Annotated in this window: 18 protein-coding genes; 6 read left to right on the top strand and 12 right to left on the bottom strand. The window is 60.8% G+C overall.

All coding sequences use genetic code 11. From position 1 onward, the window contains the following. Positions 1-73: 73 nt before the first annotated feature. The 6 genes from N4R57_02455 to N4R57_02430 all read right to left on the bottom strand — a co-directional run bounded on the left by N4R57_02455 (position 74) and on the right by N4R57_02430 (position 5,467). Entirely contained in the window at positions 74-424 is a 351-nt protein-coding gene (locus tag N4R57_02455) for an H-type lectin domain-containing protein (protein ID UYV37989.1), read from the bottom strand. Between the two features lie 150 nt (positions 425-574). Continuing rightward, on the bottom strand, positions 575-970 hold the full coding sequence (locus tag N4R57_02450; GenBank protein ID UYV37988.1) for a F0F1 ATP synthase subunit epsilon: 396 nt from the start codon (positions 968-970) through the stop codon (positions 575-577). Positions 971-1,035: 65 nt separating this feature from the next. Next, positions 1,036-2,460: a F0F1 ATP synthase subunit beta gene (atpD, locus tag N4R57_02445; protein ID UYV37987.1), complete on the bottom strand. Its 1,425-nt coding sequence runs from the start codon at positions 2,458-2,460 to the stop codon at positions 1,036-1,038. Positions 2,461-2,479: 19 nt separating this feature from the next. Then, complete coding sequence (locus tag N4R57_02440; GenBank protein ID UYV39493.1) at positions 2,480-3,361, bottom strand: F0F1 ATP synthase subunit gamma; 882 nt, start codon at positions 3,359-3,361, stop codon at positions 2,480-2,482. A 6-nt stretch (positions 3,362-3,367) separates the two neighbouring features. Then, positions 3,368-4,906, bottom strand: coding sequence for a F0F1 ATP synthase subunit alpha (gene atpA, locus N4R57_02435; protein UYV37986.1), 1,539 nt, complete (start codon positions 4,904-4,906; stop codon positions 3,368-3,370). Continuing rightward, a complete protein-coding gene (locus N4R57_02430; GenBank protein UYV37985.1) occupies positions 4,907-5,467 on the bottom strand; it encodes a F0F1 ATP synthase subunit delta in 561 nt (186 codons plus the stop codon). It lies immediately after the preceding gene. A gap of 531 nt (positions 5,468-5,998) precedes the next feature. Between N4R57_02430 and N4R57_02425 the strand changes: the two genes are divergently transcribed. Next, positions 5,999-6,811: a hypothetical protein gene (locus N4R57_02425; protein ID UYV37984.1), complete on the top strand. Its 813-nt coding sequence runs from the start codon at positions 5,999-6,001 to the stop codon at positions 6,809-6,811. Positions 6,812-6,871: 60 nt separating this feature from the next. On the opposite strand, the gene N4R57_02420 is transcribed toward N4R57_02425, so the two are convergent. Next, the gene (locus N4R57_02420) at positions 6,872-7,609 is read right to left on the bottom strand and encodes a class I SAM-dependent methyltransferase (GenBank protein UYV37983.1); all 738 of its coding nucleotides are present in this window, start codon (positions 7,607-7,609) and stop codon (positions 6,872-6,874) included. A gap of 63 nt (positions 7,610-7,672) precedes the next feature. On the opposite strand from N4R57_02420, the gene gloB reads away from it, so the two are divergent. The 5 genes from gloB to N4R57_02395 all read left to right on the top strand — a co-directional run bounded on the left by gloB (position 7,673) and on the right by N4R57_02395 (position 12,737). Then, positions 7,673-8,443 carry a hydroxyacylglutathione hydrolase gene (gene gloB, locus N4R57_02415; GenBank protein ID UYV37982.1) on the top strand — a complete coding sequence of 257 codons (771 nt, stop codon included), beginning with the start codon at positions 7,673-7,675 and terminating at the stop codon, positions 8,441-8,443. Between the two features lie 21 nt (positions 8,444-8,464). Next, positions 8,465-9,070, top strand: a complete 606-nt coding sequence (locus tag N4R57_02410) for a DNA-3-methyladenine glycosylase I (protein ID UYV37981.1) — start codon at positions 8,465-8,467, stop codon at positions 9,068-9,070. Positions 9,071-9,333: 263 nt separating this feature from the next. Next, on the top strand, positions 9,334-11,652 hold the full coding sequence (clpA, locus tag N4R57_02405; GenBank protein ID UYV37980.1) for an ATP-dependent Clp protease ATP-binding subunit ClpA: 2,319 nt from the start codon (positions 9,334-9,336) through the stop codon (positions 11,650-11,652). Positions 11,653-11,667: 15 nt separating this feature from the next. Beyond that, positions 11,668-12,459: a M23 family metallopeptidase gene (locus N4R57_02400; protein UYV37979.1), complete on the top strand. Its 792-nt coding sequence runs from the start codon at positions 11,668-11,670 to the stop codon at positions 12,457-12,459. Beyond that, positions 12,456-12,737, top strand: coding sequence for a hypothetical protein (locus N4R57_02395; GenBank protein UYV37978.1), 282 nt, complete (start codon positions 12,456-12,458; stop codon positions 12,735-12,737). Before N4R57_02400 ends, N4R57_02395 begins: the two co-directional genes overlap by 4 nt. Positions 12,738-12,905: 168 nt before the next feature. On the opposite strand, the gene N4R57_02390 is transcribed toward N4R57_02395, so the two are convergent. The 5 genes from N4R57_02390 to pal form a co-directional block, all read right to left on the bottom strand. Further along, the gene (locus N4R57_02390) at positions 12,906-13,688 is read right to left on the bottom strand and encodes a methyltransferase domain-containing protein (protein UYV37977.1); all 783 of its coding nucleotides are present in this window, start codon (positions 13,686-13,688) and stop codon (positions 12,906-12,908) included. Then, a complete protein-coding gene (gene ftsH / locus N4R57_02385) occupies positions 13,685-15,616 on the bottom strand; it encodes an ATP-dependent zinc metalloprotease FtsH (protein UYV37976.1) in 1,932 nt (643 codons plus the stop codon). The genes N4R57_02390 and ftsH overlap by 4 nt, the downstream gene beginning before the upstream one ends. 79 nt (positions 15,617-15,695) lie before the next feature. Next, positions 15,696-16,967: a tRNA lysidine(34) synthetase TilS gene (gene tilS / locus N4R57_02380; protein UYV37975.1), complete on the bottom strand. Its 1,272-nt coding sequence runs from the start codon at positions 16,965-16,967 to the stop codon at positions 15,696-15,698. Beyond that, complete coding sequence (gene ybgF, locus N4R57_02375; protein UYV37974.1) at positions 16,964-17,830, bottom strand: tol-pal system protein YbgF; 867 nt, start codon at positions 17,828-17,830, stop codon at positions 16,964-16,966. Before ybgF ends, tilS begins: the two co-directional genes overlap by 4 nt. Positions 17,831-17,855: 25 nt before the next feature. Further along, entirely contained in the window at positions 17,856-18,377 is a 522-nt protein-coding gene (pal, locus tag N4R57_02370; protein ID UYV37973.1) for a peptidoglycan-associated lipoprotein Pal, read from the bottom strand. Positions 18,378-18,490 lie beyond the last annotated feature (113 nt).

Raw genomic sequence — 18,490 nt, 5'->3', positions numbered from 1 at the left:
GGCGCGCCGCTCTGGGTTTCATCTGACCGGAAATATCCCGGGGGTTTGAGGGCTGGCCCCCAAGGCACCCCGCTCAATAAAGCTCCCAGTCGTCCTCACCCTTGGCCGCGCCAATCGCCATCCAACCAATCCGCATGCGGGCCACTTTGGTGTCGCCCCATGTGCGAAACACCAGATCAAATCCCTCCACGGTCACGTTCTCGGCCTCGACATCGGCCCGCACGTTGGTGGCGCTGTCGACATCCCACAAGGTGGCCGAACAGTGCACCGCCGGCGTGTCCTTGAAAGCCTCGCGGAAGGTGATCTCTTTCACCCGCTCACGATGGCCTGTGCCGGTCCACATCTCGCCGCCATCCTCGAAATCCTCGAACAAAACATCATTGCCCTGTTCAATCCCGATGGTCTGAGAGGAAATCTTTTTCATCTTCGCCTGCTGTTCAGTTGCGTGGACTAGCCACTAGAATTCCCGCAAACGTCGGGAATTGCAAAAGGAAAAGGCCCGCACAGTCTCGCTGTCCGGGCCTTGTCATTTCTTTATGTGCTGTTCGCGCTCATTGCGCGTCAGCCCATCGCCTCAGACCATGTCCGCAAGCAGCGCCTGAATGTCAGCAACCAGTTTCTCGGCCACGTCGCGATCGCCACCCGTGGCTTCGCTGGCTTTCGCCCGAGCTGCTTCCAACAGCGGCTCGATATCGGCCTTGCTGGCTTCCTTCATCGGCGTGGCCTTCTCGGCCAGAATGCTGATGGCTTCACCGCTGACTTCGGCAAATCCGCCGGTCACGAGGTAATCTTGCGACCCTTCCGGGCCGTTCACCTTCATGACACCCGGACGCAGCGTCGTCATCAACGCCGAATGCCCCGGCATCACGGTCAGATCACCATCGGCACCCGGCATCTGCACTTCGTTCGCCTGATAAGAGGCAAGCATCCGCTCCGGGCTCACCAGGTCAAATTGCATCGTCTCTGCCATGTTTCACTCCTTGATGAGAGCCCGCGACCCGCCCCCCTTACAGGCGGCAGGTCAAAAGGCTGAGATTAAGCAGCTTCAGCAGCCAGCTTCTCGGCTTTGGCGATCACTTCTTCGATGCCACCAACCATATAGAAGGCGCCTTCGGGAAGGTGATCGAATTCACCCGCGACAACGCGCTTGAAGCTGTCGATGGTCACTTCGAGCGGCACCTGAACGCCGTCCGAACCGGTGAACACTTTCGCCACGTCAAACGGCTGGCTGAGGAACCGCTGGATTTTCCGGGCACGTGCCACGGTCAGCTTGTCCTCTTCGCTCAACTCGTCCATCCCGAGGATGGCGATGATATCCTGAAGCGATTTGTAACGCTGAAGGATCTCCTGAACGTCGGTCGCAACCTTATAGTGCTCTTCGCCCACAATCGCTGGGTCCAGCAGACGCGAGGTCGAGTCGAGCGGGTCAACCGCCGGGTAGATACCCAGCTCCGAAATCGCACGCGACAGAACGGTCGTGGCATCGAGGTGGGCAAACGACGTGGCCGGCGCAGGGTCGGTCAAGTCATCCGCAGGCACGTAAACGGCTTGCACCGATGTAATCGAACCCGATTTGGTCGAGGCGATCCGTTCCTGCATGGCACCCATGTCGGTGGCCAACGTCGGCTGATAGCCCACAGCCGAAGGAATACGGCCGAGCAGAGCCGAACATTCCGACCCGGCTTGGGTAAAGCGGAAGATGTTGTCGACAAAGAACAGAACGTCTGCGCCCGACTGGTCGCGGAACTGTTCCGCCAGCGTCAGACCGGTCAGAGCGATCCGCATACGTGCTCCCGGAGGCTCGTTCATCTGGCCATAAACCAGCGCAATTTTCGAGTTCTCGGTGTTATCAACGTCGATAACGCCGGATTCGATCATCTCGTGGTAAAGGTCGTTACCTTCACGTGTCCGTTCGCCCACACCGGCGAAAACCGACAGACCCGAGTGCACTTTGGCGATGTTGTTGATCAGTTCCATAATCAGAACCGTCTTGCCCACACCGGCACCACCGAAGAGACCAATTTTACCGCCCTTCGCGTAAGGCGCCAGAAGGTCAACAACCTTGATCCCGGTGACCAGAACTTCCGACTCGGTCGACTGTTGGTCGAACGCCGGCGCTTCTTGGTGGATCGCGCGGGTTTCCTTGGTCTTGACCGGACCCTTTTCGTCAACGGGCTCGCCCACAACGTTCAGGATACGACCCAGTGTCGCGTTGCCCACGGGCACGGTGATCGCATCACCAGTGTCAGATACTTCCTGACCGCGAACCAGCCCTTCGCTGCTGTCCATCGCGATGGTGCGAACAGTGTTTTCGCCCAGGTGCTGCGCCACTTCCAGAACCAGCTTGTTGCCGTTGTTGTCCGTGGTCAGCGCATTCAGGATTGCGGGCAGGTGGTCGTCAAATTGAACGTCCACAACGGCGCCGATCACCTGCGTGATTTTGCCTTTTGCATTAGCCATGTTTCGTCTCCGGTTGTCTTTAAAGCGCTTCCGCGCCCGAAATGATTTCAATCAGCTCGTTGGTGATCACGGCCTGACGCGAGCGGTTGTATTGGATGGTCAACTTGTCGATCATCTCACCCGCGTTGCGTGTCGCGTTGTCCATTGCCGACATCCGCGCGCCTTGCTCGGACGCAGCATTTTCCAGCAATCCGCTGAAAATCGCCGTCGCCACACCACTGGGCAAAAGCTCGGTCAGAATACCTTCCTGATCCGGCTCATAGTCATAGAGCGTGCCACCCTCCGTTCCCGCATCGGCATCGACCGGGGTTGGAATGATCTGCTGTTCCGACGGAACCTGCGAGATCACCGATTCAAAGCGCGAGAAGAAGATCGACGCCACGTCGAATTCCCCGCCCTCGAACCGTGACAAAAGATCGGTCGCGACGTCTTTGGCATTGGCATAGCCAAGCCGCTTCACTTCGCTCAGATCAACGTGATCGACGAACAGATCGGAATAATCCCGCTTGAGCTGTTCGCGCCCCTTCTTGCCAACGGTCAGGATCTTGACCGTCTTGCCCTTGCCGCGAAGCTCTTCGATCTTCGCCTTGGCCAGCTTGACGATCGAGCTGTTAAAGCCGCCGCACAACCCGCGCTCTGCGGTCATCACCACCAACATGTGGGTCTGATCGCTGCCGGTGCCGCGCAGCAAAAGCGGCGCGTCATCCGACCCGGCGGCGCTGGAAGCCACGGTCGACAGAACCGCTGCAAACCGCTCGGTATAGGGGCGGCTTTCCTCGGCCGCCTCCTGTGCCCGGCGCAGTTTCGCCGCGGCCACCATCTGCATGGCCTTGGTGATCTTGCGGGTCGATTTGACCGACTCGATCCGTGTTTTAAGGTCTTGAGACTCGGCATTGCCTATCTCCCCTTATGCGAAGTCAGCTGCGAACGCGTCCAGAGCTGCTTTGATCTGATCGGCCAGCTCGTCTTTCACCTTACGGTCGTTGTTGGTGATATCGTCGAGCAGATCCTGATGCTTGCCACGCAGATGCGCCAGCAGCCCGGCTTCAAACCGGCCAACTTCACGCACATCGACTTTGTCGAGGTAACCGTTGGTGCCTGCAAAGATGACGCAAACGATTTCCGCGTTGGTCAGCGGCGAATACTGCGGCTGTTTCATCAGCTCGGTCAGACGCGCACCACGGGCCAGCAGCTGCTGGGTCGAGGCATCAAGGTCGGAGCCGAACTGCGCAAAGGCAGCCATTTCGCGATACTGAGCAAGCGACAGCTTGACCGGACCCGCAACCGAGGACATCGCCTTGGTTTGGGCCGAGGAGCCAACGCGGCTCACCGACAGGCCGGTGTTCACAGCAGGGCGGATACCCTGATAGAACAGCTCGGTCTCAAGGAAGATCTGACCGTCGGTGATCGAAATCACGTTGGTCGGAATAAACGCCGAAACGTCGCCGCCTTGGGTTTCAATGATCGGCAGAGCCGTCAGCGAGCCCGAACCGTTGTCTTCGTTCAACTTCGCCGACCGCTCAAGCAGACGCGAGTGGAGATAGAAAACGTCACCCGGATAGGCTTCACGCCCCGGCGGACGACGCAGAAGAAGCGACATCTGACGATAGGACACGGCCTGCTTGGACAGATCATCATAGATGATCAGCGCGTGGCGGCCATTGTCGCGGAAATGCTCGGCCATCGCGGTGGCGGCATAAGGGGCAAGGAACTGCATCGGCGCCGGGTCGGACGCGGTCGCGGCCACAACGATCGAATAGTCAATCGCACCGGACTCTTCCAGCTTCTTCACCAGCTGCGCAACGGTCGAACGCTTCTGACCGATCGCGACATAGACACAATAGAGCTTCTTGCCCTCATCGTCGCCCGCCGCTTCGTTATAGCTCTTCTGGTTCAGGATCGCATCCAGAGCCACAGCCGTCTTACCGGTTTGACGGTCGCCAATGATAAGCTCACGCTGGCCACGGCCAATCGGGATCATCGCGTCAACCGATTTCAGGCCAGTCGCCATCGGCTCATGCACCGACTTACGCGGGATGATGCCCGGCGCTTTCACGTCGGCAACGCCGCGTTTCTTGGTCTTGATCGGGCCCTTGCCGTCCAGCGGGTTACCCAGACCGTCAACAACACGACCCAAAAGCTCGTCACCAATCGGCACGTCCACGATCGAGTTGGTGCGCTTGACCACGTCACCTTCTTTAATGTCGCGGTCGGTGCCGAAGATAACAACACCCACGTTGTCGGCTTCAAGGTTCAATGCCATCCCGCGGATACCGCCGGGGAATTCAACCATTTCACCGGCCTGACAATTATCAAGCCCGTGAACACGCGCGATACCGTCACCAACCGAGAGCACACGGCCCACTTCGGCAACTTCGGCATCTTGGCCAAAGTTCTTGATCTGGTCCTTCAGGATCGCAGAAATTTCTGCTGCTTGGATACCCATTTATCCGACCTCTTTCATTGCATTCTGGAGAGAGTTGAGGCGCGAACGGATCGACGTATCGATCATCTTCGAACCCACTTTAACAACAAGACCGCCAATAAGGCTCTCATCAACGGTCGCTTTGATATTCACATCCTTGCCAACACTCGCTTTCAGCGATTTGGCAAGCTTGTCGGCCTGCGCCTTGGTCAGCGCCTTGGCGCTTACCACCTCGGCTGTCACCTCACCGCGGTCATCCGCGATCGCTTCCCGCAGCGCAGCAGTCAGCTGCGGCAAAACGAACAAGCGGCGCTTTGAGGCCATAAGAGCCAGCGCATTGCCCATCACCACGGACAGGCCCATCTTCTTTGAGATGGCTGCAATCGCATCGGATTGCTGCCCGCGTGTGTAAACAGGCGAGGAAATCAGCGCGTTGAAATCCGCGCTATCAGCCATGGCGGCGTCAAGCGCCCCGATATCGGCCTCAATGGCGTCAATCTTTTTTTCTTCCTTGGCCAGGTCAAAAACGGCAGAGGCATAGCGTGCTGCAATGCCGGAGGAGATCGAAGCTGGTTCGGACACGTCCACCCTTTCGATTTTTTGGCCCCGTCGGTCGTATACCCTTCGCGGCGCTGAGCGGTTCTTCGCTCGTGCCGGAAGGGCCTTCCCCGGAGCAAGTGGCAGCCTTGCGTTAACAAAGCGTCGAAAATCGAGGCGGGTGTAGCAGAGCCTCACGGACCTAGCAACCTGCTATGAACTTTCGACCCAAGGACCTATGTTGTTACATTTCAATGACTTAACCCAAGTGCGACCGTTTAGGCCGCCGCTTTTGTCAAAAAAAACCGCGCCAAACGCTACTTTTGCCGAATCCTGTGCCTAAATGTTACCGGATGCGTTAACGCTATCACCCGCAATCGCACCTCCTGACGCATCCCCTCCGACCCGCTCCCCCCTTGTCCAAGGCCGTGTCTGAATCGGTCGAAAGTGTCGAAAGTCCGGCCAACCTCACTGGCTGCGCGCCCTGCTCTGGCCTCCCGTTTCGACCCTTTGCAGCCCGTCGCGAACTAGGTCATAGTAAGCGCCAGCCTTCACCTCCTAGCCAATCGGGATTCGATGACACAGTTTCTCCTCGCCTCGAACCAAACCTGCGAAATCCCCGGATTCGACCCGGCCGATGATATTCTCGTCGTGGCCCTGCCCGAAGACGATGATGGCGGGCTCGATCACGCCCTGTCGTTTCGCCAGCTTCGCAGCCGCAGCCGCAAAACACCGGCGCTCGAAGTGGCGCTCAGCCATACGGCAAGCGGCACCGATTTCCGCATCCGCCTGCCCGGCGTGACACAGCTCTCGCCCGACTCCATCGCCGTGCTGTCGCTAACCGATGCCGACACGCTTGCCAATTTCCCCGACCCCGCAGACGCACCAGACACACCGGACGCCACCCAAGCCCCGGCAGCCGCGCCCCGCGCCGCCCAAGCGCCCTCGCCGATGGACCCGAACACACCGCGCAAATACGCGTTCGTTCATGATCATAGCTGGCATGTCGATGGACCGCCCGCGACCCGCAGTTTCGATCTGTCTCACCCGGACTCCGAAATCGACGTCACTCTGAAAGAGGGCACCGGCGGGCCGATCTATGCCATTCGCCAGACCGAAACCTATACCGCCCGCAGCGGCGCGCGCTCGCGTCAATGCGCGATCCTTCTGGCCCAGACCAAACCCGGCACGCCGCATCTCAATGCCGGGATCTTGGGGCAATGGGTGGCCTCCCGCCTCGGTGGGCCGGACTTCCGCACCGTGGCGCAGATCGACCTCGGCCGCGAATCCTTTGCGCCGGGTCAGGACACGCCAACTGGCAAAATCAACGAGAGCCCGAATGTGGCCATTCACGGCACCATCGCTGGCTCCATCGCCGTCGAGTTTTAAGCCGCCTAAAGTCGCGCCCACCTAAAGCCCGCCTTCTTAGGCACCGTGCTTCAAGCGCGCTCAAGCCGGTGTCGGCTTGGGCTGCGGATTGAGAATCGAAATCGGCTTGCGCACCCGTTCGCCCAAGCCCCCGCTCGGGGCGGGCACGCGTTTGCTGGCCTCCACCATCAACACGCCCCCCGCCGCGATGACCGGCACCGCGCGCCCGGTTCTCTCCCAGAAACTCGCCGTCTTGCGCCAGAACCGCCGCTCGCTCGGCGGTTGATAAAGCGTCGTGCGCTGCTCCTCGGTTAAAAACCCGTGCAGCTTCAACTGCGCATCCAACTGGCTCAGCGAATAGGGCCGCCCAAAGCCGAACGGCGTCGCGTCGCTGCGGCTCCACAACCCGGCGCGATTCGGCACGATAAACAGCGCCTTGCCCCCCGGCCCCAGAACCCGCAACGCCTCGTCCAGCACGGCACCCGGCATTTCGCTGGTCTCCAGCCCGTGCATCACGACCAGCTTGTCAACGCGTCCGGTCTCGATCGGCCACATGGTCTCTTCGCACAACACACTGACATTGGGTTGCCCCGCAGGCCACGGCATCACCCCCTGCGGCCCCGGCATCAGCCCGATCACCCGCCGCGCATCGCGCAGATAGGGGCGCAACATCGGCACGGCAAAGCCAAACCCCAGAACCGTCTGCCCCTTGGCCTCGGGCCACATGTCCTGCATCTGCTCGCGGATCACCTTCTGCGCCGCCCGCCCAAGCGTGCTGCGATAATAAAAGTTACGCAGATCCTGAACGTCCAAGTGCATTGCAGCCCCGTCCTCAATAGGTCACTCTACGGCAACTTTAACAATAGACCCCGGGAAAATACCATGGCTTTGGAACTCGTCACCCTCCCCTGTCTTTCGGACAACTACTGCTTTTTGATGCATTGCGCCGAAACCGGCGATACCGCTGTCATCGACGTGCCCGAAGCAGCCCCCGTCAAAGCCGAACTAACCCGGCGCGGCTGGACCCTGACCCATGTGCTGCTCACCCATCACCACCCCGACCATGTGCAAGGGCTCGACGCGCTGAAACAGGACTGGCCCGAAGCGGTCGTCATCGGAGCCGAGGCCGACGCCCACCGCCTCCCGCCCCTCGACCTCAAGGTCAAAGAGGGCGACACCATCACGGTTGGCATCGAATGGGTCCGCGTGATCGAAGTCTCCGGCCATACCGTCGGCCATATCGCCTACCATTTCCCCGAAAGCGAAGTTGCCTTCACCGGCGACAGCCTCATGGCGCTTGGCTGTGGCCGCCTGTTTGAGGGCACCCCCGAACAGATGTTCGAAAGCCTCGGCAAACTCGCCGCGCTTTCCCCCGATACGCTGATCTGCTCGGGCCATGAATATACCACCGCCAACGCCCGCTTCGCGCTCTCGATCGAGCCGGGCAACGCCGCCCTGCAACAACGCGCCAAAGACACCGACGCCGCCCGCGCCGCCGGTAAATTCACCGTGCCGTCGCGCCTGCAACTAGAGCTCGACACCAACCCCTTCCTGCGCAGCGACGTGGCCGAGGTGCAGCAATCCGTTGACCTCCCCGGCGGCGATCCCGTCGCCGTGTTCACCGCCGTGCGCAAGGCCAAGGATAATTTCTGAAACCAGCGAAAGGCGCGCCTGATGACCAAAACCGCCCCCGGCCCCGATGGCGCGCCGCGCTGCACTTGGTGCATCGGCTATGATCCGTTCATCCCCTATCACGACACCGAATGGGGCTTTCCGGTAAGCGACGACCGCCACCTCTTTGAAAAGCTCTGTCTTGAGTCGTTCCAGTCCGGCCTCTCTTGGCGCACCATCCTCGACAAACGCGAGAATTTTCGCGCCGCTTTCGACAATTTCGATTTCAACAAAATGGCCACCTATACCGACGCCGATGTTGACCGCCTTGTCCAAAACGCCGGAATCATCCGCCACCGTGGCAAGATCAATGCCGTCATCAACAACGCCGCCCGCGCTCAGGAGCTTGTGGCCGAAGCCGGATCTCTGGCCGCCTTCATCTGGCGGTTTGAGCCCCCCGCAGGCGAGACTGACCCGCCTCAATCCATGACCACATCCCCCTCCAGCCACGCGCTGTCGAAAGAATTAAAGAAACGGGGCTGGAAATTTGTCGGCCCCACCACCATGTTTGCTTTCCTGCAGTCGATGGGCCTCTTTAATGACCACGCCCACGGCTGTTCCGTCCGCGCAGCGGTTGAAACCGCCCGCGCCCGTTTCACCCGTCCCTGAACACTCACCCAAACCACTGCCACAAATTCACTGCCGCGAATTCACGGGCACAGAACAACTGCCACCAAAACCACAGCCGTGGAATCCGGGCCAAATCACAAGATATTGCGGTTTTCCGGGGCAATTTCCGGAAATGTGAACGCAATTGTTCAGAAAAGCCTTGAAGCCACGGCACAATCGACCAAACTTTAATACTATGAGGCCATGATCGTTGGGCAACCTAACCGTTTCCCGCGGCGCACAAGAAAGGAGCATGGGGTAACATGCCTTCATTCTCGACAACGCTAGAGCAGGCAATTCACGGCGCACTCGCGCTCGCCAATGCCCGCAGACATGAATTCGCAACGCTGGAGCATTTGCTTCTGGCGCTGCTTGACGAACCCGATGCGATCCGCGTGATGCAGGCCTGCACGGTCGACATTGATGAATTGCGACAAACCCTTGTCGACTTCATCGAAGATGACCTCAGCAACCTCGTGACCGAAATCGACGGATCCGAGGCGGTCCCGACCGCCGCGTTCCAGCGCGTGATCCAACGCGCCGCGATCCATGTGCAAAGCTCCGGGCGCACCGAAGTGACCGGCGCCAATGTGCTCGTCGCCATCTTCGCCGAACGCGAAAGCAACGCCGCCTACTTCCTTCAGGAACAGGATATGACCCGCTATGACGCGGTGAATTTCATCGCCCATGGTGTCGCCAAAGACCCCGCTTTCGGCGAATCCCGTCCTGTGCAGGGCGCCGATATCGAAGAAGAAGCCCAAGTGCCCCCCGAAGGCGACGGCAAGGAAAGCGCGCTCGCCAAATATTGCGTCGACCTCAACGCCAAATCCCGCAAGGGCGATGTTGACCCGCTGATCGGGCGCAGCAGCGAAGTTGAACGCTGCATTCAGGTGCTCTGCCGCCGGCGCAAGAACAACCCGCTTCTGGTGGGCGACCCCGGTGTTGGCAAAACCGCCATCGCCGAAGGGCTCGCGCATAAAATCGTTCAGGGCGACACCCCTGAGGTGCTGTCCGAAACCACGATCTTCTCGCTCGACATGGGCGCGCTCCTCGCAGGCACCCGCTATCGCGGCGATTTTGAGGAACGGCTAAAGGCGGTCGTGACCGAACTCGAAGACCATCCCGACGCGGTTCTTTTCATTGACGAAATTCACACCGTCATCGGCGCCGGGGCAACCTCCGGCGGTGCGATGGATGCGTCAAACCTGCTGAAACCCGCGCTTCAGGGCGGCAAACTGCGCTGCATGGGCTCCACCACCTACAAAGAGTTCCGCCAGCATTTCGAAAAGGACCGCGCCCTCTCCCGCCGGTTCCAGAAAATCGACGTGAGCGAACCCTCGGTTGATGACACCGTGAAAATCCTCCAAGGGCTCAAACCCTATTTCGAGGAGCATCACAGCGTTAAATACACCGCCGATGCGATCAAATCCTCGGTCGAACTGGCCGCGCGCTATATCAATGACCGCAAGCTGCCCGACAAGGCCATTGACGTCATCGACGAAGCCGGCGCCGCCCAGCGGTTGGTGGCCAAGTCCAAGCGCAAGAAATCCATCGGTGTCAAAGACATCGAAGATATCGTGGCCAAAATCGCCCGCATCCCCCCGAAAACTGTCTCCAAGGATGACAGCGTTGTTCTGAAGGATCTCGAAAAATCCCTCAAACGCGTGGTCTTCGGTCAGGATCTGGCGATCGAAAACCTGTCGTCGGCCATCAAACTGGCCCGTGCAGGCCTGCGCGAACCGGAAAAGCCCATCGGCAACTACCTCTTTACCGGCCCCACCGGCGTCGGCAAAACCGAGGTGGCCAAACAATTGGCCGATACCCTCGGGGTCGAGCTGATCCGCTTCGACATGTCCGAATACATGGAGAAACACGCCGTATCGCGCCTCATCGGTGCGCCTCCGGGCTATGTCGGCTTCGATCAGGGCGGCATGCTCACCGATGGGATCGACCAGAACCCCCATTGCGTGCTTCTGCTGGACGAGATCGAAAAGGCGCACCCGGATGTCTATAACATCCTGCTGCAGGTGATGGACCACGGCAAGCTGACCGACCATAACGGCCGGACAACCGATTTCCGCAACGTGATCCTGATCATGACCTCGAACGCGGGCGCATCCGAACTGGCCAAAGCGGCCATCGGCTTTGGCCGTGACCGTCGCACTGGCGAAGACACCGCTGCGATCGAACGGACCTTCACGCCGGAGTTCCGCAACCGCCTCGATGCCGTGGTCAGCTTCGCACCGCTCTCCAAGGATGTGATCCTGCGCGTGGTCGAAAAATTTGTGCTCCAACTCGAAGCACAACTCCTCGACCGTGATGTCAGCATTGATCTCACCCGCAAGGCCGCTGAATGGCTCGCCGACAAAGGCTATGACGACAAGATGGGCGCACGCCCCCTCGGCCGCGTCATCCAAGAGCACATCAAAAAGCCGCTCGCAGAAGAGCTGCTCTTTGGCAAGCTCGCCAAGGGCGGCTTGGTCAAGGTCGGCGTCAAAAAGGGCGAGATCGACTTGCAATTCGAAGGGCCGCAAAAGCGCCGGATCAAAGGCGACAAGCCACCGCTCCTGACGGCCGACTAAAGGCAATCAAGAGCCATGCATGGCCTCACCGCCTATAAACCCAAACCGGCGCGCAGCACCCCACTGCGCGCCGGTTTTCTTTTCCTCACCCTGCTCGCGCTTGCCATCGGCCCCGCGCCCGGCCACGCCGAACTCCCCGCGCCCAAATTCGCCGCGCCCAGCACGCAAAACCCGCCCGCCTTCCTCCTGCCCGTCGATTGCATGATCCCCGCGACATGCTACATCCAGAATTTCGTCGATGCCGACCCCGGCCCGGCGGCGCGCGATTTTCGCTGCAACCCGCTGTCCTATGACGGCCACAAAGGCACCGATTTCGCCCTGCCCACCCTTGCTGACATGGCCCGTGGCGTGGCTGTCATTGCCCCCGCCGCCGGTCGCGTCAAAGGCACCCGCGACGGCATGGACGATGGCGCCTATATGACCAACCCCGACAGCATCAAAAACCGCAAATGCGGCAACGGGCTGGTGATCGACCATGGCAACGGCTGGCACACCCAATATTGCCACCTGCGCAAAGGAAGCCTCGCGGTCCGCACCGGCCAGCAGGTCACCCCCGGCACGCCCCTCGGCCTCGTCGGCCAATCCGGCTTCGCCGAATTTCCGCACCTGCACTTTTCGGTCCGCTTCGTGGCCGCACCATCGACCCGTTCAATCCCGACAGGCTCGATGCCTGCGCCGCCCCGCCAACCACAACCCTCTGGCAAACCCGCACGCCGCCCTACCTGCCCGGCGGCATCCTGCGCGCTGGCTTCGCCCTTGAACGCCCCGACTATGACACCATCCGCGCTGGCTCGGCCCGCGCCGTGACCCTGCCCGCCGATGCGCGGCAAATCTCGCTCTGGGGTTACGCCTTTGGCGCCCGCGCCGGCGACATTCTGCGCCTCGACATCTTCGCGCCCGACGGCGCATTCCTGCACCGCAAAACCTACCGGATCCCGCGCAATATCGCGGCGCTCACCCGTATCACTGCCCTGCGCCGCCCCGGCCTGTCATGGCCCCCCGGTCGTTACAGCGGACAGGTCACGCTCCTGCGCCAAAACCGTCTCATCAGCCAGCAAATCACCACACTCACGCTCACGCCCTGATCCGAACTGATCTGACCTGACGCGCAACCGACGCGCACCCAAACCCGCCTCCAGCCGCACAGCTTTCATCTTGCCCAAAATACTCATTGCAACCCAGCCAACAAACGCCCCCAAAGCCGCATGAAGGCCGCGGGGTCGGGTGGGCGGGAGCTGCCTGAATGCGGCTTTTTAAACGCTCACCGTGAAGAACATCCGCCGGAACGGGAACAGAACCGTGCCATCCTCCCCACGTGGATAGGCCTTCTCCATCACCGCCTCATAGCGCGCGATCAACGCCGCCTGCTCATCAGCGGCCAGCAGATCCAATATCGGCCGCGCATAGGTGCTCTCGGTGAACCGGCGCACCGGATGCCCGCTCGCATCCGCGCCAAGCACTTGGTAATACTCGGTTTCCCACAAGGCGAACTGCCCCAAGCCGGACAGCAGATGAAAATACCGCGGCGGCGTCATCACCCCCGGACCACTTTCCGTATCCACCCGCCCCGGAAACAACTCCTCCGCCAGCGACACCCAAAGCCGGTGCGACGGCGCATTGTTTTGATGCGGCATTTGCACGGCCAGCGTGCCCCCCTTGGCCAGCATCCCGACCAACTTGGGAAACAACGCCTCGTGATCGCCCAACCAATGCAGCGCAGCGTTGGAATAAATCAGCCCCGCGCGTTTGGTCTCCCAGCCCGCAATATCGGCCTCATCCAAACGGTCATAGGCACCGCTCTCCCCCGCCTTGCCCAACATCGCAGGCGAGGCATCAACCCCGACAATCCCATGCCCGGCAAACCGCTCTCTCAGGCTCGGTCCCATCGCGCCATTGCCACAGCCAAGGTCGACCACATCGCCGCCCCCCACCGTGCGCACGGCCAAAAGCAAATCCAACGCAGGGCGCGCACGTAAATCCCGGAACCTTGAATAGGCCCCGGGATTCCAATCACTCTTCACTTTGCTCGCGCTCATGCCGAGGGCTCAGGCTCCATACCGCCGTCATCTTTCGGCTTGTCGGCCTTCGCCTTGGGCTTGGTCTTCGGGATGGCCGTGACCGATGGGGCGCTGCCCTCATCCGGTGAATCATCCTCGTCGTCGCCCTTGTGCGGCGGTTCGCCCCGGATCACCCGGTTGATCTCTTCGCCGGTCAGGGTTTCGTATTCCAACAGCCCCTCGGCCAGCCGCTCCCACTCTTCGCGGTTCTCGTCAATGATCTTGACCGCCCGCTCATAGCCTTCGTCGATCACGCGCTTCACTTCGCTCTCGATCAGCTCCTTGGTGTGGGCCGAAATCGAAAAGCCCCCGGCCCCATTGCCCCGGAACGCCTCTGCGGCCTCCTGGTAATCAATGTTGCCCACCTTGTCGGACCAGCCATAGCGCATCACCATCGCGCGGGCCAAAGCACTGGCCTGCATGATGTCGCCCACCGGACCGGACGAGACCGAGTCAGGACCGTACTTGATGATCTCCGCCGCCTTGCCCGCCATGGTCATGGCAATCCGCTGCTCGGCTTCGTCCTTGAACATCTGAAGCTTGTCCATTTCCGGCAGGCTCATCACCATGCCCAACGCGCCACCGCGCGGAATGATCGTCGCCTTGTAAACCGGATCGCATTTATCAAGCTTCAGCCCCACAATCGCGTGGCCAGCCTCGTGATAAGCGGTCTTTTCCTTCTGGTCCTTGGTCAACACCATCGACCGGCGCTCGGCGCCCATCATGATCTTGTCCTTGGCGAATTCGAAATCCTCCATGGTCACAAACCGCCGCCCGATCCGCGCCGCAGTCAGCGCCGCCTCGTTGACAAGGTTGGCAAGATCCGCACCCGAAAAGCCCGGCGTCCCACGCGCAATAATGCGCAGGTCCACATCCGGCCCAAGCGGTGTCTTGCGCGCATGCACGCCCAAAATCTTCTCGCGGCCCTTGATGTCGGGGTTGTCGACGGTGACCTGACGGTCAAACCGGCCGGGGCGCAGCAACGCCGGGTCCAGCACGTCTTTCCGGTTGGTCGCCGCGATGATGATCACACCCTCGTTGGCCTCAAACCCGTCCATCTCGACAAGCAATTGGTTCAGCGTCTGCTCACGCTCGTCATTGCCGCCGCCATAACCGGCGCCACGATGGCGGCCCACGGCGTCGATCTCGTCAATGAACACGATACAGGGCGCGTTTTTCTTGGCCTGCTCGAACATGTCGCGCACACGGCTCGCGCCGACGCCCACGAACATTTCCACAAAATCCGAACCCGAGATGGTGAAGAACGGCACACCCGCTTCACCCGCAATCGCCCGCGCCAGCAACGTCTTACCTGTCCCCGGAGGGCCAACAAGCAGCGCACCCTTGGGGATTTTCCCGCCAAGACGCGAGAATTTCTGCGGATTGCGCAGGAATTCAACGATCTCTTCCAACTCTTCCTTGGCCTCGTCGATCCCCGCCACGTCGTCAAACGTCACGCGCCCGTGCTTTTCGGTCAGCATCTTGGCCTTGGACTTGCCAAAGCCCATCGCGCCACCTTTGCCGCCACCCTGCATCCGGTTCATGAAATAAATCCACACCCCGATCAGCAACAGGAACGGCAACAGGCTCAGGATAAAGGTCTGAAAGCCAGATTGCTCTTGGCTTTCCGCCTTCATCGGGATGTCTTTACCGATCAAAAGCGTTGTGACTTCGGCGTCCTCGGGCTTGATCGCGACATAATCCTTGCCGTCGTTGCCGCGGAACCGCACCTGCTCGCCATCCAGCGTCACTTGGCTCACCCGGCCGTCATTCACTGCGGCCACAAATTCCGAATAGCTGATCTCGCGGCTCTGCAACGAGTTGCCACCACCCGAGAACAGATTGAACAAGGCCAGTATCAACAGGAACAGGACGACCCAGAAGGCGATGTTACGTGCGTTGCCCAAGGCAATTCTCCCATAAGTAAATCGGCTCTGCGCCTAGCACATAAGCCACCCGACTAAAATAGACATCCCGCGCCCGGGTTCAATGCTGCATCAGCCACTTGTCGAAACTTGGGCGCAGATCGGTCGCTTTAACGCCCAATCCGGCGATTGGCGCGTCCAACAAGGGGGCACAAACAAGGTTTTCACCCTCCCAAACCGCTGGCAGAGGCAATAAGGCGCGGCGCGGCAAGCCCAAATCGCGCCAATTTCCAAGCTGTTGTAACCCATTCGGCCCCAATGCGCGAATCTCTTGGCCGTTTTCCCGGCCCTCTTCCTGCCGCAACGTCACCCCGTCAATCTGCCACCGCCCGTCAAACGGGGTGCCACGCGCCTCGCGGACCCGCTCATACTCCCGCGCCAACCAGACACGCCCTTTGCTGACCCAGCCAATCACCCCGCCGACCGTATGCGCGTCGCCTTGCTGCAACGCAGTTTCAAGCTCGGACACAGCACTCAACCGGGGTTTGTAATCGCCACCGCCGATCCACTGCACCGCCGCCATCAAAAACCGCCGCCTGATCTCCGGGTGCAACGCCGCAAAAACCGTCTCGCCACAGCACAGCGCGCCCATATGCGCCTCGACCTGCCCCGCCAGCGCGTTGCGTACCGTTTCGCGGATAAGGGCGTTCTCGCCGCTCAGGTTCTGCGCCACCGCGCTCAGCACCCCGGCGTCAATGCCCAGCGGGCCCAACGCCGCCATTGCCTGACGCGCTTTCACCCGGTCAAACCGCCTGTCCTCGTTGCTGGGGTCCTCCACCCACGCGACATCCTGCCGCCGCAAATATCCGCGCAAATCCTCGCGGTCGGCCTGCAACAATGGCCGCAGCCACTGCACACCCTCGCGCTCAAACGTATCCGCCATCCCGCGAAGCCCGTCTGACCCGGCCTTGCGTGCCAACCGCATCAAAAACGTCTCCGCCTGATCGTCGCGCGTATGGCCAAGGCACACCGCCTCGACGTCGTTCGCCTTGGCCCATCCAGCAATCAACCGATACCGCGCCGCCCGCGCTGCGCTCTGCACATTGCCTTTGCCGTCCCAGCCGTCCCAACGCAAAACCTCATGCGGGGTACGGCGCGCGGCACAAAACGCCGCCACGCCTGCCGCTTCCGCTGCTGCCTCGGGCCGCAAGCCGTGATCGACCGTTACAGCAGAAATCACCGCGCCGTTTTCTTTCGCCCAATCCGTTACCAGACAGAGCAACGCCATGCTGTCGCCGCCGCCTGACACGGCCACGCCGATACGCCCCACGCCAAGACTGGCAAAGGGCGAACCGATCAGGTGATTGAGAAAGTCGTCGCGCTTTTCGCTCACGAACAGCCCAGACGCGTCATTTCCTCACGCGCCTTGGTCTCTGCCGCGCCGCCCGGAAAGCGTGTGCCAACCTCGCCCAGCGTCACACACGCCTCGTTGGTCTGGCCCAACCGGCCAAGGCCCCGGCCCAGATGATACAGCGCCTCAGGCGCTTGAGAGCCATTTGGCTCAAGGCTAAAGGCCTCAAGGTATGCCCGCGCCGCGTTGGTCAGATCGCCGCCCGCTTCCAGCGCCTGACCACGGCCAAGATTCGCCGCCGCCGCCATCGGGCTGCCGGGATATGTCTCGTTGAAGGCGGCGAATTTCTCCGCCGCACCGGCGTGTTCGCCCTTCTCCAACGCCGCTTTCGCCGCATCGAAATCGGCCTTCTCACCCAGCGCAAGCTGCGGCGCATCGCCACCAGAACCGCCATTGCCATTGCCCGCAACACCGCCAGCATTGCCGCCCGACGGGTTCGGGTTCGCCCCCGCAGCCCCGCCCAGCGTGGTGGTCTGTTTAAGCTTGCTAACGTCCCCGCCTTCAAGCTCAACCAGCCGGAACTCAAGATCCGCAATCCGGTTGGTCCCGTCCTTGACGATCGCATCCAGCCGGAATTGCAGCTCTTCGGTCTTTGCCGTCAGCCGCGCCAACTCGCTCTCAATCGAACCAACCCGGTCCAAAACAGAGCCACCCTGCGTCGCACCCGCGCCTCCCGTGGTCGACATCTCGCGCTTCAGCTTCTGGATTTCCACATACAGCACGGTCAACTCCTGACGAATATCCGCCAGAGTTTGCTTGTCCGGTGCCTGCTGATCCTGCGCCATAACAGGAACTGCCCAGAGGCAAAGCCCCACAATAGCAATACGCCCCAAAAGTTTGCGCATCTGTCTCTCCGCTTTCTTGTCCCGCTTAGCCGCTAACGCCGGCCGACAACACGGTCACCGCGCGACGGTTCTGACGGTAACAGGCTTCTTCCGAACAAACCTCGATCGGGCGCTCCTTGCCGTAACTCAGGGTTTTCATCCGGTGTGATGCCAACCCACGCGATGCAAGATACTCCCGCACCGCATTGGCCCGCCGCGCACCCAGCGCAAGGTTATATTCCCGCGTGCCCTGCTCATCGGCATGGCCCTCGATCACCGCGTTGTAATCGGTGTTGGTGGTCAGCCAGCTCGCCTGCCCGTCCAGAACCTGTTTCGCCGCAGGGTTCAGCGTGTGCTGATCAATGTCAAACAAGACCCGGTCGCCAATCGCCTGCTGAAAATAAAGCGGTGATTTCGGATCGTTGGCGCTGCCTTCGATGACACCGCCACCATTGCCTGCGCCGGTCCCGGTGCCTGCGCCCGTGTCACCACCAAACCGCCCCGCATCCGTACAGGCGCCAAGGGCCAATGCCGCCACAACCAACAGCGGTTTTACCAGATAGCTCATTCTCTCGTGCCTCGTTTTTGTTTTATTGAAGCGTTTCGGGCTAAAACCGAAACGCTTTAACACTTTCTACCACAACCCACCGCACATGGGAATCACCCATACGCCCTTGCGCA

The organism is Rhodobacteraceae bacterium D3-12 (assembly GCA_025916135.1).
In the GTDB taxonomy this organism is placed as follows: Bacteria; Pseudomonadota; Alphaproteobacteria; order Rhodobacterales; family Rhodobacteraceae; genus JAKGBX01.
Note: the sequence above shows the minus strand (reverse complement) of the source record. Positions and strands in the feature narration are given on the sequence as shown.

Coding starts and splice junctions, on each gene's coding strand:
- N4R57_02455 (UYV37989.1), bottom strand. CDS start 424: ATGAAAAAGATTTCCTCTCAGACCATCGGGATTGAACAGGGCAATGAT.
- N4R57_02450 (UYV37988.1), bottom strand. CDS start 970: ATGGCAGAGACGATGCAATTTGACCTGGTGAGCCCGGAGCGGATGCTT.
- atpD (UYV37987.1), bottom strand. CDS start 2,460: ATGGCTAATGCAAAAGGCAAAATCACGCAGGTGATCGGCGCCGTTGTG.
- atpA (UYV37986.1), bottom strand. CDS start 4,906: ATGGGTATCCAAGCAGCAGAAATTTCTGCGATCCTGAAGGACCAGATC.
- N4R57_02425 (UYV37984.1), top strand. CDS start 5,999: ATGACACAGTTTCTCCTCGCCTCGAACCAAACCTGCGAAATCCCCGGA.
- N4R57_02420 (UYV37983.1), bottom strand. CDS start 7,609: ATGCACTTGGACGTTCAGGATCTGCGTAACTTTTATTATCGCAGCACG.
- gloB (UYV37982.1), top strand. CDS start 7,673: ATGGCTTTGGAACTCGTCACCCTCCCCTGTCTTTCGGACAACTACTGC.
- N4R57_02410 (UYV37981.1), top strand. CDS start 8,465: ATGACCAAAACCGCCCCCGGCCCCGATGGCGCGCCGCGCTGCACTTGG.
- clpA (UYV37980.1), top strand. CDS start 9,334: ATGCCTTCATTCTCGACAACGCTAGAGCAGGCAATTCACGGCGCACTC.
- N4R57_02400 (UYV37979.1), top strand. CDS start 11,668: ATGCATGGCCTCACCGCCTATAAACCCAAACCGGCGCGCAGCACCCCA.
- N4R57_02390 (UYV37977.1), bottom strand. CDS start 13,688: ATGAGCGCGAGCAAAGTGAAGAGTGATTGGAATCCCGGGGCCTATTCA.
- ybgF (UYV37974.1), bottom strand. CDS start 17,830: ATGCGCAAACTTTTGGGGCGTATTGCTATTGTGGGGCTTTGCCTCTGG.
- pal (UYV37973.1), bottom strand. CDS start 18,377: ATGAGCTATCTGGTAAAACCGCTGTTGGTTGTGGCGGCATTGGCCCTT.